The sequence below is a fragment of the Tenacibaculum sp. M341 genome, assembly GCF_004337695.1.
In the GTDB taxonomy this organism is placed as follows: Bacteria; Bacteroidota; Bacteroidia; order Flavobacteriales; family Flavobacteriaceae; genus Polaribacter.
Genome location: NZ_SJXJ01000031.1, coordinates 21,828 through 37,710 on the forward strand (window position 1 = coordinate 21,828; position 15,883 = coordinate 37,710).

General features: G+C 31.3%; 9 protein-coding genes. 2 read left to right on the forward strand and 7 right to left on the reverse strand.

All coding sequences use genetic code 11. From position 1 onward, the window contains the following. Nucleotides 1-59 precede the first annotated feature (59 nt). From EYW44_RS20720 to EYW44_RS20735, 4 genes are read right to left on the reverse strand one after another with little or no spacing between them, the layout of a single operon-like run. Entirely contained in the window at nt 60-2,417 is a 2,358-nt protein-coding gene (locus EYW44_RS20720) for an ABC transporter permease (RefSeq protein WP_132727365.1), read from the reverse strand. Nucleotides 2,418-2,440: 23 nt separating this feature from the next. Next, nucleotides 2,441-3,148, reverse strand: coding sequence for an ABC transporter ATP-binding protein (locus EYW44_RS20725; RefSeq protein ID WP_132727368.1), 708 nt, complete (start codon nt 3,146-3,148; stop codon nt 2,441-2,443). A gap of 19 nt (nt 3,149-3,167) precedes the next feature. Continuing rightward, nucleotides 3,168-4,421 (reverse strand): efflux RND transporter periplasmic adaptor subunit, encoded by a 1,254-nt coding sequence (locus tag EYW44_RS20730; protein ID WP_132727371.1) that lies wholly within the window; start codon nt 4,419-4,421, stop codon nt 3,168-3,170. Between the two features lie 17 nt (nt 4,422-4,438). Continuing rightward, nucleotides 4,439-5,734, reverse strand: a complete 1,296-nt coding sequence (locus EYW44_RS20735) for a TolC family protein (RefSeq protein WP_243643708.1) — start codon at nt 5,732-5,734, stop codon at nt 4,439-4,441. A 263-nt stretch (nt 5,735-5,997) separates the two neighbouring features. Here EYW44_RS20735 and EYW44_RS20740 point away from each other — a divergent pair, with 263 nt between their 5' ends. Next, nucleotides 5,998-7,377, forward strand: coding sequence for a sigma-54-dependent transcriptional regulator (locus tag EYW44_RS20740; RefSeq protein ID WP_132727377.1), 1,380 nt, complete (start codon nt 5,998-6,000; stop codon nt 7,375-7,377). A 250-nt stretch (nt 7,378-7,627) separates the two neighbouring features. Next, nucleotides 7,628-8,710 (forward strand): sensor histidine kinase, encoded by a 1,083-nt coding sequence (locus tag EYW44_RS20745; RefSeq protein ID WP_207893823.1) that lies wholly within the window; start codon nt 7,628-7,630, stop codon nt 8,708-8,710. Nucleotides 8,711-8,928: 218 nt separating this feature from the next. On the opposite strand, the gene EYW44_RS20750 is transcribed toward EYW44_RS20745, so the two are convergent. The 3 genes from EYW44_RS20750 to EYW44_RS20760 all read right to left on the reverse strand — a co-directional run. After that, the gene (locus EYW44_RS20750) at nt 8,929-9,639 is read right to left on the reverse strand and encodes a thioesterase II family protein (RefSeq protein ID WP_132727383.1); all 711 of its coding nucleotides are present in this window, start codon (nt 9,637-9,639) and stop codon (nt 8,929-8,931) included. Nucleotides 9,640-9,650: 11 nt separating this feature from the next. Beyond that, on the reverse strand, nt 9,651-12,725 hold the full coding sequence (locus tag EYW44_RS20755; protein ID WP_132727386.1) for a cyclic peptide export ABC transporter: 3,075 nt from the start codon (nt 12,723-12,725) through the stop codon (nt 9,651-9,653). A 417-nt stretch (nt 12,726-13,142) separates the two neighbouring features. After that, nucleotides 13,143-15,883: non-ribosomal peptide synthetase (locus EYW44_RS20760; RefSeq protein ID WP_207893824.1), on the reverse strand; the 2,741-nt coding region annotated here is incomplete at its 5' end.

A 15,883-nucleotide genomic window follows, 5' to 3' on the forward strand; every position in this document is an offset into this window, starting at 1 on the left:
TTATTAATCATTAATATTTTGTTCATAGCAGAGAAGTCTTCTCTAATTTAAAGTATGAACTATTCATCTTTAAGTGCTTCTACTGGGTTTTTGTATGCAGCTTGAATTGCTTGGTAACTTACTGTTGCCAATGCTATAGCCATAGCCATAAGTCCTGCCAATAAGAAATATCCTAAGTTCAAATCAACTTTATAGGCAAAACCTGTTAACCAATCTCTTGTTAAGAGATAGGCGATAGGTAAACCTATTAGGATAGAAATACCAACTAGTTTTGCAAACTCCGAAGTCAACAATAAAATAATTTGTGTTCTTTTTTGCCCTAAAGCTCTACGTATACCTACTTCTTTTCTTCTATTTTCTGATGTAAATATTGCTAAACCAAACAATCCTAAACTCGAAATAATAATTGCCAATCCTGCAAAGTATTTAGAGAGTGTAGCTATTCTTTGTTCAGATCTGTACAAGGCTTCAAAATCTTCATCAATAAACTTGTATTCGAAAGGAAACCCTGGGTTATACTCTGTATAAAAACGTTCAACATCTCTAATAGTTCCTTGCAACCCGCCTGATTTTACTTTTACCATTATTGTACTGGTTCTTTTCGTATTACAAATAATAAACATTGGCTTTACTTGTTCTTGTAATGATTCTGTATGAAAATCTTTAGCAATACCTAATATTTCAAATTGCTCTCCCCATAGCTCTACCGTTTTACCAATAGGGTCTTCCATTCCCATCAAATCTATTGCCTTCTCATTGAAAATAATTTTAAGACCATCATTACTAAATTTTCTAGAAAAAAACCTTCCTGTTTTCATTTGTATTCCAAGTAATTCTAGCATATCATAATTAACACGCATATATTGCATATCTACAATTTCACTAGGATCCTTTCCTTTCCAAATTAAATCACCAGTAGAGTTTGCTTGCCCAATGAATTCATTAAACATACTTGAGGCATATTCTACTCCAGGTATCCTATCCATTGCTAACAAGAAATCATCTAACTGAGTTACAGCTTTTCCTTCTGCTTTAAAAGCTATTATATTGTCTTTGTTATAACCTAAATCTTTACTTTGAATAAATTTCATTTGTTGGTAAATAACCATTACTGCAACAATTAGAATTACAGATAATGAAAACTGAAAGATTACTAATCCCTTTCGCATTAATAACTCGCTAAAACTAGTACTCAATTTCCCTTTTAAGATTTCAACTGCGTTTAATTTTGATAAATAAATTGCTGGATAACTTCCTGCTAAAACACCAGTAAAAACAATCATTCCTAAAAAGATTCCAATCAAAGTAGTATTAAATGAAAGTGTAATTTGTTTTCCGGCAATAGCATTAAAATGAGGTAACAATAAAACCACAATTAAAAGTGCAATAATTCCAGTAATAGAAACGGTTAATATTGATTCTCCAAAAAACTGTGCTCTTAGTTCTTTGGTTTTTGCTCCCATGGATTTTTTTACTCCTATTTCACGCATTCTTCGAGAAGCGTTCGCTGTAGAGAGATTTATAAAATTAATGCAAGCTACTACAAGAATAAAAAAGACTATAATTCCGAAAGTTTTCACATAGTCAATTCTGCCTCCAGCTTGAACTCCTTCTTCATATTTACCATATAAATATTTACTAGAGAATGGACGTATAAAAACTGTTGCCGCCTTATTATTTGAGTTTTGCGCTATAATATTTTTAACTTTCGACTCAACCAATTCAGCAGACGCTCCCTTACTTAACTGTAAATAGGTATGCACATAACTATTGTTCCAGTTTTTCTTTACTCTTGGAATATGAACATATAAAACTTCATAAGGAAACACATAATCAAACTGCATAGAACTGTTTAATCCTGACATGTCAAAAACTCCCGAAATTTGTTTTACACGATCATTATTTAACTTAATACTTTTTCCTAATACACCTTCACTAGTTCCAAAAAAATTAATTGCCATTTCTTTAGAAATAACAATATTGTTAATATCCCTTAGTGCTGTTTCAGGGTTTCCTTGAATTAAATTGTAAGAAAACATTTCAAAAAACTCTTCACCTGCATAAATTCCTTGAAGTTTAAAGCTTGTATTTTCAACAGAAATTACATTCTTTGCAAAGTCATATATATAGGGAATCGCATTTGTCACTTCTGGAATTTCGTTTTTTATAGCCTGAGCCAATACAGGAGGGGTATTTTCATAAACTGCAGTACCATTGCTTTCCTGAGATTTTACCATTGCTTGATACAATTCTGGTTCATTTTCATGAAACTTATCTACAGTCCATTCTTCATAAATCCATAAACAAATAAACAATGCACAAGCCAAACCAGCACTTAACCCAATGATATTAATTAGCGATACACTTTTATAACGGAGTGCATTTCTAACAAATAGTTTTAAATTATTAATTATCATAATATTTATTCTGTTTAGTGTGGTTAGTTTATCATTTCGCTTTTCATTGCAACGTGCTCATTCTTAATTTCAGAAACGATCTTTCCATCAAACAAGTTAATAACTCTATCGGCAAATTGCGCATCATAATCTGAGTGCGTTACCATAACAATCGTAGCTCCTTCTTGGCTTAATTCAGAAAGAAGATTCATTACTTCTTGCCCATTCTTTGAATCTAGGTTTCCAGTAGGCTCATCAGCTAAAATAACTTTAGGGTTGGTAACTACTGCTCTAGCAATAGCTACTCTTTGTTGCTGTCCTCCAGATAGTTGTTGTGGATAATGTTTTGCACGGTGTCCTATCTTCATTCTTTCTAACACCTCATGTACTTTTTGTTTGCGTTCTTGTTTAGGAACTTTCATAAAAAGTAATGGAAGTTCAACGTTTTCATAAACAGTAAGGGTATCTATTAAGTTAAAGTTCTGAAAAACAAAACCTAAATTCCCTTTTCTTATTTGCGCACGCTGATCATCTGTAAGTTTTGCCACTTCATATCCGGCAAATGTATACGATCCTGAAGATGGTTTATCTAGAAGCCCAAGGGTATTTAACAAAGTTGATTTTCCACATCCAGAAGGTCCCATTATTGCTACGAATTCGTTTTCTGCTATATTTAATGAGACATCATTAATTGCATAAGTTTCTACATTTTCTGTTTTAAAACTTCTCTTTAAATTTTTTAGTTCTATCATTTCTTTAAGTTAATATTAATTAATTGGTTATAGCTATTTTTGCTGCATCTCCAAAACCATTATAGCTTGAAGTAATTACTTTTTCATTAGGTCCTAATCCTTCAACTACTTCAAAATATTTTGAGTTTTGTTTTCCTAAACGAACTGGTCTTTTAAGAGCTGTGGTTCCATCTTCACTTAACACAAATACATATTGTCCTCCGCTACTCTGATAAAACCCACCTCTAGGAATTAATAAGGCTTCATTAGATGCACCCAATTGTAGTTTCAATGAATAATTTTGTCCTGTTCTTACTGTTTCCGGTTTTTCATCGGTAAACACTAGATCTACTTTAAACTTACCATTTCTTACTTCAGGAAATATTTTTCTTAAGCGAAGAACATAGGATTTTCCATTTCTTTCAATAACAGCATTAAGATTTCGTTTTACTCTATCAATATAATGTTCATCAATATCTGCTTCAACTTTAAAATCAGTAAGCACATTAACTTGACCTATTCGCTCTCCTTCTTTAATACTTTGTCCAATTTCTGCATCTAAGAAACCTAATTGTCCATCGGCAGGAGCTCTTACATTTAAATGATCTATTCGGTTATATACCATTGATAGCGTTTTACGCATTCTAGCCAAATCAGAATTTAATTCGGTCATGGTTGCATTTCTTAGTTTTTTATCCTGCTCTGTTTGCTGGATAGCTATCTCGTTATTTCGTTTTGCTAAATCAAAACCTTCTTTTGCTTTTAAATACTCTTCTTTTGCTATTAACTCTTCCTTATATAAAGCTTCATTTTGCTCAAAAGCTCTTTTTTTCTGAACAAGTTCGTAATTTGATAATGCCAGACTCTTCTGTCCTTCTATCTGACGTGCATCAAAATTTAATCTAGTACTTCTCAAATCGTTTTGTTTTAATGCTAGATTGTTTTCACTTGAAAGAATTCTTTCGTATAAATTTTGATTTTCCAATCGCAAAATAATTTCTCCTTTTTTTACCATAGCTCCTTCTTCTATCTTCTTTTCTACCACTCTTCCACCTTCATAAGCGTCCATATATATAGTAGCAATAGGTGCTACAGAACCGTTAATAGAAATATAATCATCAAACTTCCCTTTCTTTACTTCTGCAATACTTAAACGATTTCTGTCTGTTTTATATGTAGTTCCACTAAAACCAAACAGTAATTTCTGACCAATAAAAAACGCAGCGATTACCACAATTGCAATGACAATATGCTTCTTTTTAATTCCTTTTTTTTCTTCTAATTGAATATCCATTGTTGTTGTTAATTTGCTTAGTTAATATTAAACACTTTAATTCCGTTATAAAATGCTAAAGTTTGCTCTTGTAGTTTTAATTTTAGTTTAACTTGTAAGTGTTGATTTTGCGCAGTTGCGTATAAATTTTTTTCTGTATTCAGGTCAATTACATTGATTAATCCGTTATCATATTTTTTCTGAGCTATTTCAAACGATAAAGCTCTTTCTCTTTCCTGTTGTAAAGTTTGCTCATATTCTGATTTTGATGCATCATAATTCTGTAAAAGTTGCTCAATAATATTTCTCAACTCTTGTTTTTGAATATCAAGATCATTTTCCGCTTGCAGTAAAGCTATTTTCTTTTGTTTCACTTCTGTCCTTCTTTTCCAACTTTGGAAAATTGGGATATCTAAATCTAACCCAATATAGTTCGAAGCATTAATATTTAACTGTTCTGAGAAAGGAATAATATTACCATTATCATCTTTACGAGTTTCAAAATACCCAGTACTATACCCTGCCAGAAAAGACAATGATGGCGCTAATGCCCCTCGTGAAATTGCTAATTCTTTTTTTGCAGACTGCATTCTCGCTTCACTTGCTTTAATTGAAGGAATAAACGTGATAGCTTTTCCATAAACTGCCGCTATATCATTTGACTTATTTGTTTTTTCAGCTTTATCAAAAAACGTTACATTATCTACAATAAAACTCAACGTCCCTTCAAAGTTCATTTCTTGTTTCAGTTGAATCTTAGCTAATTTTAAATTGTTTTTTGCCTGAGTAACTTTTAACTTATCAGAAACTAATGTTGATTTTGCCGTATATACATCAACTCCCGCTTTAATACCTATTTCCTTTTGACGTTTTATAGATTCATAATTTTTCTCAGATATTTCTTTTTGTTGCTCCGAAATGGCTATTGCTTCTTTAAAATACAAAACATCATAATACTGTTGCATTACTCTAAAAGCCAGCAAATATTTTTCTTGTAATGTTTCTTGTGAAAGCGCTGTATAAATAAATTTAGCAGAAGCTATTGAATTAATTTTTCTCCATCCGCTAAAAATATCTACCGAACCATTAACAGAATAATTATTAAAGAAAATCTCATTACTAACAATAGTGTTATTACCAGGATCTATTGATCTTCCTCCTCGTACCGAATAATTCGTATTTCCTACAATTGAAGGTAATAAGTTTCTATACGATTGCCTTTTAACTTCCAACCCTGAAGCTTCACTATATTTTAGCTTTTTTACAGACAGGTTATGGTTTACCGCATAATTAATACATCTGTCTAAAGACCAACTCTCCTGAGCTATTATCATTTGAGTTAGAAAAATGAGACTTAAAGTACATAGACTAATTTTTTGCATAATTTTAATTGAATTACAAATGTGTTGTGTCCTGTTAGATGCCAAGACAATGCCAAAAAACACAAATAATTAATTTACAACGTTTTAAAACAAAAAACTTATAAATACCTGTGTAAAAGTGTAAATTTTTTTAACACATAGTGTATATTAATTTTACACTTCTCAGTGTATGCCTTAGAAATTTTAATACCTTTGTTAGTAACTAAAATATGGTTATGCATTCAGGGAAAATTTTAATTATTGATGATAATAAAAGTGTGATAAGTGCTTTAGAAATCATGTTACAATCAGAATATGAAACGGTTGTTTCTATTAGTAACCCTAATCAAATATCTTCTTTTCCAAACCTTAAAAGTTATGATGTTATTTTACTTGATATGAATTTTTCTGCAGGAGTAAACACTGGAAACGAAGGTCTCTTTTGGTTGCGAAAAATCAAAGATTTTTCTCCTGATTCGGCTGTAATTATGATGACCGCATATGGTGATATTGAGCTAGCCGTTAAAGCTTTGAGAGAACAAGCTTATGATTTTATTTTAAAACCATGGAATAATGAAAAATTACTAACCATGGTTAAATCTGCCATGGAACTTCGGCGTTCGAAAGCTGAAATTCATAATCTTAAAAATAAAACCGCACAGCTTAAAAAAATTATTACACAACAAGATCATCAGCCTATTATTGGTTCTTCCCCTGTTTTGCTTGAGGTCATTCATTTAATTGATAAGGTAGCCAGCACGGAGGTTAATGTTTTAATTACAGGAGAAAATGGTACAGGAAAAGAAATGATTGCTAAAGCACTTCATTCCAAATCTAATAGAAAAAATGAGGTTTTTATCTCTGTTGATATGGGTTCTATTTCTGAAAACTTATTTGAGAGTGAACTTTTTGGACATTTAAAAGGTTCATTTACCGACGCAAAAGAAGATCGAATTGGTAAGTTTGAGGCTGCTGAAGGAGGCACCTTATTTCTTGATGAAATTGGAAACTTGTCACTTTCTATGCAAGCTAAGTTATTATCCGCTATTCAAAACAAAACTATTGTTAAAGTTGGCTCAAACACACCTATGCCTGTTGATATTCGCTTGGTTTGTGCTACAAATTGTAATTTAGAACAAATGGTCTCTGAAGGTTCTTTTAGAGAAGATCTTCTCTACAGAATTAATACCATTCATGTAAATACTCCTCCACTTCGTCAACGAGATAATGATATTATTTCTTTAGCCCAACATTTTCTTGATACACTAGCTTCAAAATATAATAAACCTCCTTTTTCTTTAAATGAAAAGGCAAAGGCTAAACTTATAGAACATTCTTGGCCAGGAAATGTAAGAGAACTAAAACACACTATGGAACGTGCCGTGATTCTAAGTGACTCTTCTATATTAACACCCGAAAATTTTATGGTTAATCCTATTAAAAAAGTTACCACTGATTCCAACACCATTCATACACTTGAAGAAATGGAACATGATATGATTTCTAAAGCATTATTGCAATCTTCTGGTAACTTTACAGAAGCTGCAATCATGTTAGGAATTACACGACAGACCCTTTATAACAAGGTTAAAAAAATGAAAGCCAATGATAAGTAAATACTTCTACATTCAAATTGTTATTCGAATTGTTTTACTTGTTTTAACTTGTTTTGGAAGTGCCTTTCTTCTTTCACACTCATTTTATGCAAGTAATTTACTAATAATACTCGTTATTACTCAAGTTATTCTATTGATTTCTTACATAAATCAAGTTAACAAAAAAATCGCTTTTTTTTTTGAAGCTCTAAAGAATAATGATTTTAGCTTGAATTTCACTGAACATAACACTGGAAAAATAGTAGACAATTTGTCGAAAAATATTAACGCATTCAATAAAAAAACAGAACGTATTTATGCAGAAAACCAAGCTCAGGAAAACTATTACAAAACTCTCTTAAATCAAACGAATATTGGAATTTTTACGGTAGATGAAAATGGGACAATTCTCTTTAAAAATTCTAAACTTAAAGGACTCCTTAATTATTCTTCTTTAAATCATATACGTCAAATTAAAAGCTTGAACGAACATCTGTTTTCTTTTATTGATACTCATAAAAACTCAGATAAAACACTTATTGAGTTTACTAATGAACGAGAAACTGTACAACTAATTGTAAAAATTACACCATTTAAATCCACTAAAGCCACACTTAAACTAATTACCATTCAAAACATAAAACAGGAACTTGAAAGAAATAAAACCGATTCGTGGATGCGCTTAATTAGGGTAATAACTCATGAAATAATGAACTCTATTGCTCCGATTACCTCTATTTCTGACTCATTATTACGTTATTTTGATACTGAAAAAGATAATAAACCAGTCTTTACTGAAATTAAGCAAAAGAATATTGTTAAAGGTTTGAATGTAGTAAAACTTCAAAGTCAAAATTTGTTGCGCTTTGTAGATTCTTATCGTAGTTTTATTAGTGTGCCTCTCCCTGACAAAACTATTTTTAATGTAAACAAGCTTTTAACTGAAGTTCAAGAGTTAATGATTTCGGAAGCGAATAACAGAGGTATTAATTTTTCCACTGCAAATGTTTCTAAAGATTTGCTAATTTTTGCAGACAAACAACAAGTAAATCAAGTTCTTATTAATTTAATTCATAATGCTTTTCAGGCATTCACCAATAATTCTATTTCAAAAACAGTAACGTTAGAGGCAGGAATTCATTCTTCTAACAAGAAATTTATTCGTGTTACTGATAACGGTCCAGGTATTCCTGAAGAATTTATTAATGATATTTTTGTTCCTTTTTTTACTACTAAAGAAGAAGGTAACGGAATAGGTTTAAGTTTATCTAAACATATTATGCATTTACATGGAGGAAATATTATACTTCACTCTAAGATTAATGAAATTACTTCGTTTACCTTGTTGTTTTAATTTGGTATAATATGATATTCAAATAAAATCTAGATTAGAGACATTTTTATAAATACTTTCTTGATATCTCAGTTTTTATTACTCCTTTAAAAATACTTGGTATATTAATTCGAGTAAAATTGATGGAATATAAATCTCACAGGCTTCAAAAACCTGTGAGATCTAAAATCATTATTTATAATAACTCTTATAATGTTTCATGAGCCTGACGTACTCATTTAGTTTGAAATGATTAATTCGTTATTAATAACAGATACTATTTCTTTCGTTTCTTCATGAATAAAAAAATGCCCACCTTTAAAGTATTTTAATGTACAATTACCCGTAGTATAGTCATTCCATCCATTTCGTTTTTCTATACAAAACCTCTCTTCCTGTCCAAAAAATGCTGTAATATTAATAGTTTTTGGGTTAATTTTTTGGGTATGAACTTCGGTATCTGCAATTTTAAAATCATTTCTCAGTAGAGGAAGAAAAACATCAACCAACTCGGGATATTCAAAAAATTTTGGAGGAGTTCCTCCTAATTTTAGTAACTCTTGTTTAAAAGTTTCATCATCCATTAAATGGTAGTTTTTTTTTTCTCTCTCAATATGCGGAGCTCCTTTTCCTGAAAAAAAAGCATGAACAGGCAAGGGCATATTACTTACTTGTATCTTTTCTAGTAATTGATGTACTATCAATCCTCCCATGCTATGCCCGAAAAAGGCATAAGGTTGACCACTCTTTATTTCTTCTCCTATGGAGTCTAATATATATTCTATTAAGGAATCTAACGAAGATTTAAATGTTTCCTTCATTCGTTTTCCTCTCCCTGGTAATTCAACAGGTATAAGTTCAATTCTATTATCTAAATACGGTTTCCATTTATCGTAAATCATAGCAGAACCTCCTGCGTATGGAAAACAAAACAGTTTTATAACACTCATAATTAATTTTATTAAATATGTATAGACTTAACATCATTTATCATTTCATATTCTTTGACGTACTGTCCTTTTCCAACATCAAGTTTTAATATTTTATCAGCTACATCGAAATATTGATCATCATGAGAAATAGCAATAATAATTTTTCCTTGTTCCTTCATTTTAGGTAAAAGCTCGCGATAAAAATACTTTCTAAACACTGGATCCTGATCTGCTGCCCATTCATCAAAAAGATAAATTGGTTTATCTTCTAAATAACATTGCAATAACGCTAATCTCTTTAGCTGCCCTCCAGAAAGAGAAATTGTACTAAACTTCCCCTCCTTTATATTTACTTTTTCCTGAAGTCCTAGTACTTCTGTAAGTTCATTAATTTTATTTTCATCTAAGTCAATATCTTCGGCATATATCTTTTGAAAAAGATAAAATGGATTGAATACCGCGCTATAATATTCTCCTAATTCCCTTGGACTTACTTTTTCTCCATTAATAAATAGATTTCCTGATTGAGCTGTATATAGCCCTGTTAATAATCTAGATAATGTTGTTTTTCCACTTCCATTTCCTCCAATGATAAAAAGTGTTTCTCCACTTTTTACTTCTAAATCTATTGGTCCTACTGAAAAGTCATTATCATACTTAAATTCAATGGATTCTGCACTAAAAGATTCTAATATGCTTGGTACTTTTTTGACTTCAAAAGTTGGAGTTATTTCAGCTTCAGACTCAATATCGACAAGTAATTTTTCAATTCGTTTCCATGCAATTTGTAAATGAATTAGTTGCGGAATAGCACCAAAAATTCCATTAATAGGTCCTATAAGATATAATAGAATTACCACAAAACTCAATACAAGTCCACTTTGTATATTTGGAAAAAACTCCGGAATTCCGAAAGCAGTTAATCCTAAAAGGACAATTAGCAAAGATTCTCCAACCATAAACGCATTGATGAATTTTATATTAGCTTTGGTGCTTTTGTTTCTGAACTCTTCAGTACTATCTTTAAGATCTTCTTTATAGTTTGCTTTTTTCTTCTTACTAATGCTTAGCTCTTTGTAACCATCAATCATTCCATTAAGAAGTTCCAGATACACTGTTTTTGTTTCTCTTGCCTTGTCAAACAACCACTTGGTTCTATTACTTACAACATAGTAAATTGAAGAGATAACTGCTAGCATTAAAACCGTAATTAATGTAATCCACAAGTTGAGAATGGCCATATAGGTAAATGCTCCGAATGCTGTAATGATATTTGTGGTAATGCTTACAAATATATCTGCTGAATGACCGATGGTTCCAATATCATCATCCATTACTGAATAAACTCTACCACGGTCTATCCTTTCAAACTTTTCGAAAGAGGTTCTAAAAACTTTATCGATCATTTTTATACGTAAATCGTAAATAATGTCTTTAGTTACATATACCATTTTACTTTGAACAGTTTTTCGCATTGACAAATAGGTACCAGCTGCTAAAGCAAAATAGAACAACATGTATTTTAGTTCCATATTACTTTGAAAAGAGGAGGTTATTAAAACAATTACAACCATATTGGCTAACCCAGAAAGAACACTAAGTACAATAACTTTTGGTGCTGCTCTTTTGTATTCATTCTTTTCTGGAAAAATGGTAGTAAATAAAAAAGCTAAATAGCTTAATCCCATTCCCACTACTCCTAAGCCCGCTACCGCACCAAAACTTAAAGGTGTCCAAACTAATGCTGACTCCCAAGAGAAGTTTGCCATTGCTGTTGGTAATAGATATATACCTGCTAAAAAAGGTATAAAAGCAATTAATGTAAAAACTAAACTTTTTACTTTTTTCCATGTAATTTTTTCGAAGGTTCGTTTTTTGGCTACTATTTCATAAAAAACATATCCAATAAAAGCTAAAACTCCTAAAAGATATATGCTCATTAATATTGCTATAATAGAAAAGCTTTTGTCTTGAGAGGTATTTGTTCCTAAAGGCTCTATTGCATCTCCAACTGTCATTTTCAAAACATTATCTCCAATAATTTCTGTTAAATTACTATTAGCATTAGCTAACACTACTACCCCTACATCTTTCTTTCTAAATGTTATAAAAGAGGAAAAATTGGGATTCATTCCTCCATGATAGATAATATTATCTCCTTCTAAAGATACTTCCCAACCAAAGGCGTATGATACTAAACCATGAGGTTTGACCGAAGTATCTCTCTGATGTGATTTTTCTATCAATTGTTGATAAGGACCTAATTTTACTCCCATTTGATATTGTAACCAACTAGTCATGTCTTCAATATCAGAAACAATATATCCAGCAGGTTCATTCCCTCTAAACACAGGTGCGTTATAAGGTCTAGCTTTAAAAAAGCTTATTTTATTTCCAACACTCATACGATCTTCCAACCCGTTAGTCCCTACATAGGTATTTTTAAGCTCCAGTGGCAATAAAATTTCTTTCTGAATATATTCTCTATAAGATGTTTTTGTTACCTCTTCAATTAAAAGTCCCAGTATATCATAATTAATAGTAGCGTATTCATAAGTTGTTCCTGGTCTTGTACTAAGTTCAATCCCATCAACTTTACTTACCGTATTTTTTAAAGCATCCTCTTCATCTCCTTCAGGAATCAATGCTATTGTTTCCCAAGGAATTCCGCTTGTATGATGAAGTAATTGTTGGATTGTAATAGTAACTTCCTTTCCTTCGAAAGTAACGTTAAACCATGGAAGATAGTCCGAGATATTCTCTGTCAACTCTATTTTATTCTCTTCGACTAATTTTAAAATAGCCAATGCGGTGTAGGACTTTGTAGTAGAACCAAGTTCGAAAAGTGTGTTATTGATTATTGTTTTGTTCTTGTCTGTTGTTTCATAACCAAGTGTTTTAACTTCCCTCTCATTTCCTTTGATAATACCAATAGCTAAACCTGGTATATCTCCCTCTTCCATTAATGTTTCTATCTTAGAAATCATTTCTTTGGTAAAAAGAGTACTTTTCTCTTTCTTTTTCTGCCCATATATAATTCCTGAGCCTAAAAGCCCAATTAATAAGGCTATTGTATAACGTATGTTTTTGTTGTTCTTCTGCATTTTGTTGTTTGGTGTAAGCTCTATTTAGAGATTATTAGATTGTTATAACAGTTAATTTTGATTGTATAATTTTAACTTATTCTCAATCTCTATTCTTTTTAAACTCTATTTTCTCATTCGATTTATATAACCAATTTTAATAATTACTAAAGTTGGTGACATTTAGTTACCTTATTACTTTACTTTTTAATTTCTGATTCATCAGGGGGACAATGGCAACATGCCGGATAACAAGCTAAACAGTCCCAACCGCTCAGACCACCTAAAATAGATATTAAATTCTCATTAGAAAGAACTTTTTTACTCTCCTTTCTTAATCTACTCAAAGCTAAAAACTTACACATGTTTAAATTTTTAAATTAGTGCCTACTCTTATAGCTTTTCGGCTTCCTCTATTTTTTCTTTTGCTTATTTTTTCTAAATAATGATTTCAGTAACCATAAAAGCTACGATTTTTTTAGAAAGTTCTTCAGCATTTTCTTTTTGAACTATAGAAAAATGATCTCCTGAACTTGTTTCGAATAGTAGCTTTTCATTTTTAAGTTTCCATAGTTCTCTATTTTTATCTTTAAACTCTTGATCATGCACTTCTGCTTGAATAATTAAGGCTTCATAATTATTAGCAGGTATATCATAGTTCAATTTCAAGTTTGCCGTAAATACTTTATATAGATTTTTAAAAGTTTCCATATAATTATCGGCAATAAAATAATTTTCCAAAAACTCAAATATTTCTGCAATAGTTCTGCTTTGAAGAATGTTTTGCTTCATAGTAAAAAATGCTTTTTCAATTGTCTCTCTTTCATGATTCACTTTAGGAGTAAAAAATTCTTGGTGTAAATAACGTTCCAATAGGAAAAATACTTGTTCAACTAATTCATCTTGTTGTATAGCTTGCATTCCTGGTTGAGAATCGATCATGGCTAAAACTACCTGCTCTTTCTCTTGTTCTAATTGTATTGCCATCTCTAATGCTATAATTCCTCCATCAGAATGTCCTACAAAATTATAAGGTCCTTTTGGCTGTATTTTTCGAATGTCTTCAATATTTCGTTGAGCAATTTCCTGAACACTTGACAATGGAAGTTCGTTGTTTTGCATACCTATTGCCTGCATTCCATAAACAGGACGATTTTCTCCAAGTGCTTGAGCCAAATCATAATAATAATCGACAATTCCATAAAGTCCAGGAAGAATAAATATTGGCTCCTGAACTCCCTCTGGACTTAAGTTTATTATTCGTGTATTATGTTTCTTGTAAGATTCTTTCTGAAATATAGCATTACTAAACTCTTCTATTGTAGGATATCTTAATAACATTTGGAGTTCTAACTCATTTAAATTTAGAGCTTCCTCAATTGCTATTTTTAATTTTATAAGCAATAAAGAATGTCCTCCTATTTCAAAGAAATTATCTGTTATACTTACCTTATCCCTTTCTAAAAGATCTTTCCACAACTCTACTAATTTGTGTTCTCTTTCATTTCTTGAAGCTATATAGGTACCTTGTTCTTCTTTAATTTCTGGAGCTGGTAAAGCTTTAGTATCTATTTTACCATTTGATGTTAATGGCATTTCCTTTAAGAAGACATAATACAACGGAATCATATAATCTGGTAAATTTCGACCTAATTCAGTTCTTATTCTTCCAATATCATGGTTTTCCGTTAAAACGTATGCTACCAATTGCTTTGTGTCTAAATGATCGAAAGCAACAACTTTAGACTGACTTATTTTTTCTATTTCTGTAAGTCTATTTTCAATCTCTCCTAACTCGATACGACGACCTCGAATCTTAATTTGAGTATCTTTTCTTCCTAAAAATTCTATATTCCCATCTGGTAACCATCTCGCTAAGTCTCCTGTACGATAAAGTATTTCCCCTTCTCTATAGGGATCCTGAACAAACTTCTCGGTCGTAAGCTCTGCTCGATTCCAATACCCCTTAGATAATCCAACACCTCCTATACACAATTCTCCTACGACTCCTTGTGCTTGTAAATTTAAATCTTCATTTAAAATATAAATCGTTCTGTTACTTATTGGCGCTCCTATAGGAATACGTTCTGAAGACTCCTTTATCTCATAATAAGTAGCACATACAGTAGCTTCTGTTGGTCCATAACTATTGTAAACCGAATAATGAGGTACTAAGTTATCTACCTGATTCCATTTTAAAACATCTCCTCCACTTATAAGTATTCTTAATGATAAATCATACTCCTCTATATGATCATTTAAATAATCTAGTAAATATGGATTGGTACTTAAAACTGTTATCTGATGCTTCTCACAATCTGCTAATACATTGACAAAATCTCTTCGCTCATTGGTTATCACCAACTTCCCTCCAACTCCAAGTATTGGAAAAATCTCTTCTATTGAAGTATCAAATGAAATACTCGATTGTTGTAAAATACTATCGTTTGATGTTAATCCAAAGTAATCCTTTACTGTATGTACGTAATCAGATAACGAACTATGAGCAATCATAACTCCTTTTGGAACTCCCGTAGTTCCTGAAGTATAAATCATATATGCCAAAGCTTCCTCCGATATATCTGGGGCTCTAAAACCTGCAAGCTCCTCTCTTTCTAAATTGACTGTATTAGCTATTGATACTAAAGTGGTATCCTCTAATGCAAGCCCCTCCAAATCTGTCGAATCACTAACAAGCAAATAACTTATAGCTGCATCTGAAAGTATAAATTCAACACGCTCTTTTGGGTATTCTATATCTATAGGAACATACACTCCTCCCATTTTCAAAATACCTAAAACACCTACAATAACTGATGTCCCCCTATCCATATAAAGTCCTATAAAACTTTGATAGTGTGCTCCCTGATTTTGTAATTGCAAGGCTACATGAGTAGAACGATCATCTAGCTCTTTATAACTTAAAGTTTCAAAACCATAAGCTACTGCTGGAGCTGATGGATTAAGTGCAACCTGTCTATGAAAACGTTCTAAGAAAGAAACATCTTTATAAAGATTATTAGTTACTCCTACTCCTAATTCATGAATCAATCGGACCTGTTCTTCCTTATTCAAAAGACTGATCTCTGAAATGTTTCGATCTGATTTTTCCAGCACCTGATCAATACAGGTCTCTATATAACTCATATAAGTCTCAATAGTACTCGACTTAAATAAAG